Annotated in this window: 4 protein-coding genes; all 4 read right to left on the bottom strand. The window is 59.9% G+C overall.

The features are described 5' to 3' along the window. The coding region (locus QZ326_RS12595) for a hypothetical protein (RefSeq protein WP_295745822.1) at positions 1-551 on the bottom strand (551 nt) is incomplete at its 3' end. 9 nt (positions 552-560) lie between these two features. Then, on the bottom strand, positions 561-1,412 hold the full coding sequence (locus tag QZ326_RS12590) for a DUF6329 domain-containing protein (RefSeq protein ID WP_295745819.1): 852 nt from the start codon (positions 1,410-1,412) through the stop codon (positions 561-563). Between the two features lie 23 nt (positions 1,413-1,435). Next, a complete protein-coding gene (locus tag QZ326_RS12585) occupies positions 1,436-2,491 on the bottom strand; it encodes a M23 family metallopeptidase (protein ID WP_295745815.1) in 1,056 nt (351 codons plus the stop codon). Continuing rightward, positions 2,484-2,877, bottom strand: a 394-nt coding sequence (locus tag QZ326_RS12580) for an ankyrin repeat domain-containing protein (RefSeq protein ID WP_365329294.1), incomplete at its 5' end; no start/stop codon positions are given. The genes QZ326_RS12580 and QZ326_RS12585, both read right to left, overlap by 8 nt.

Raw genomic sequence — 2,877 nt, 5'->3', positions numbered from 1 at the left:
GCCTCCTCATCCTTGACGCAGCCAGAAACAAAACCGCTTGCCCAGTGCGGTCCGGTGTCTCCGCCCAGGACGATGTGTGTGAAGCGGATAGGCATCTGAGCGGTCATGCGCACCAGCGACCGCTCCGCCTCATCTCGGGCGAGGTCAAGGCGGTTGTTTTTACTTGCCCAAGGCAGGTAGGACGCCATGTCCTCCAGCAGTTCCCGCACCACGTTGACCTGACGGCGGCGGTCATCCCTGGTGGCCTCCAGTGTGGCGATGAAGCAACGCAGTTCCCGGATGGTGTCCTTCTGCATCTGCTGTGTGGCCGGAACGGTAAAATAGCAGCCGCGGGCCTGTTCCAGCTCACGGTCGAACTGCTCCATCAGCTTAGTGTCGGGCGTCAGCCCATCCAGCCTCGCCATACCTTGGAGAATGGCGTCCGTCCAGAGTCGGCGCTGTTCCTGCCAGGCAGGAGCGCCTTCCGGCTGGTGGCGTTCATAGCTGTGCTGTCGCTCGATGGCATAGGCGGTGAGTCCCATGGCAACGCGGCGTATATCAAATCGGTCCATAGCGCCCTCCTATCCCATCACAGGTCCCATGGACCGCTCCGCCTCCCTAAAGGCGTCGTAGGCTTCATGGAGCCGCACCAGTTCTTCTGGAGCAACATCGTTGAGCATGAACCATGTGTGCAAAGAAGTTGGCCTTATTTCTAACACTTGTGCGTTAAGTAAAGCGGCGAAATCTCCCTGTCCAGCATCGATTAGTTTTTTCATATTTTCTGCTGGTACGGGATCACCCTTCTCTTCATGACAAAGAAACACCTTGCTGCCGCCCGACAGTAACGGAAAAATATCCTTCAGACGAAGGGGTTTATTTTCAGGCTCAAAATTATTTGAGAGCCGCTGGCAGTATTCTGGATGGTACTCCGTCTCAATACAGCCGTCGTGCATATCCACTGCCGCGACCTCGGGACGCCGCTTCAGCGCGGCCCTGAGCATGGAGTCAAGCCCGCTGCCCTCCCGGACGGTCAGGTCCAGATGCTCCTCCAGATCCTCGAAATAGACGCACCAGCTTCCGCTGGTGGTGTTCTCCGTTCCCCAGCGGATGATAAAGTCCGCCGCCCGGTCCATCTGAGCGTTGACGATGTCCCGCATTCCGGGGACGTAGGCCGCAAGGCGGGCGCAGTCATGTTGTTCCGCGTCAACGAGCACCCCGTCGTTGCTGCCCTGGCCCAGCGCCAGCAGGCAGTGGATCACACCGTCCCTGTGGAACATACAGCCCTTGTGCTCCGCAAGAAAGGGCTGCTCCACCATGGGTGTAATCTTCAGCCGGCAAAAATCCTCATGGGACAGCTCCACCACCTTTTCGATCCGGCAGTCGTCCATCTGAAAATTGACCGGCTTTTCAGTAAAATTTGCTTTGAATTTCATAGTGGGTTTCCTCCTCTCTGCAATTATGGCAAGTAGCTGCGGGGATTGGTCCGCTCCCCGTTGACGCGCACCTCGAAGTGGAGGTGGGGGCCGGTGGACCGTCCGGTGGAGCCGGAGAGGGCGATCACGTCCCCGGCCTCCACCGTCTGCCCCACCCGCGCCAGCAGCTGGGAGTTGTGACCGTACAGGGTGGCAAGACCGTTGCCGTGGCCAATCATCACATAGTAGCCGTAGCCGCCCCGGTTGTAGGCGGACACGGTTACAGTTCCCGGCAGCGCGGCACGGATGGGGGTCCCTGTGGGGACGGCCAGATCCATCCCGCTGTGTCCCTTCGTCTTCCCAGTGAACGGGTCTTTCCGGTATCCAAACTCCGAGGTGACCACATTCCGCCAGTTCTCCCCAATGGGGGAGCAGAAGCCGTCTGCGCCAATGAAGGGCACATCCGACCCGGCGAAGCCGCTTCCGCCGCCTGCCGCACCGTACCGGATCAGGTTGTAGACACTGTTCGCGTTGCTCTGCTGCTCGGCGGTGGGCGTCACGCCCATGGCGGCGATGTTCCGCCAGACAGTTTCCATATCCTCGATGGATATGGCCACAGAATAGGTCTCCTCCGTCTCCGTTGGCGGATCGCTGCCCTCCACAGGAACCGTGCGGGTACGCTCCTCCCAGGTGACGAAGCAGTCTGAAAAGGACTGGGCGTCCCCATGGCTTTCGGCGCCGAAGTACAGAGCATAAAAAAGAGCCTTGACTCTAATCTCGTCAAGGCTGGTCCCATTCTCCGCACTCTCGTTGATTGCTGCGATGGCGGCATCCAGCTGACTGAAACTGGCGCGCATGGCCTCAATGCACAGGCGGTACTCCTCCGGGGTTCCCGCTGGGATCGTGACGGTATCGTAAAAGCACAGCTCCACAGCGGTGATGTTGTGTTCGGTGGCGCCGGAGCCCAGAGCGCAGAAAAAGGCAATGAGCAGGATGATGGGGGAGAGGACCGCCACCAGCACCCAGCCCACCGCCTTCCGCGCCTTTTCATCGGTCAAAACGGTGGCGGCGGCTTTTGTCAACAAGATAGGATCAACCAAGGACCATCCCTCCGTTTTCCTGGGCGGGCGCCGTCTGTTCCATCTCCGCCTGCATCTCAGACCAGTGATCCTCCAGAGCCCGGAGTGTCTCCTCATGGCCGGCGCAGGGCCGTGTCTGCGCCCACTGGCGGTACTGGTCGAAGTCCATGCCTCCGTCCAGCAGCAGCCTGCACACCTCCACCGCGTCATTCTGGACACAGGCGTGAAGCGCGTTGTAGTCGCTGGTGTCCACCCACATCCGCTTTTCCAGAAGTTCCTCCGCAATCCAGCAGTCCTGCTTCTGGCAGGTCAGCATGTGCAGCGTCCTCCAGGCGTTGGGACCTCCGGAGATTCCTTTCTCCACCAGCGCGGACAATGTGCGAAAGTCTTTGTCCGCAGCGAACTGC

The sequence above is a fragment of the uncultured Oscillibacter sp. genome, from assembly GCF_910587525.1.
Classification (GTDB): Bacteria; Bacillota; Clostridia; order Oscillospirales; family Oscillospiraceae; genus Oscillibacter.
This window is presented reverse-complemented; position numbering and strand designations above follow the sequence as displayed.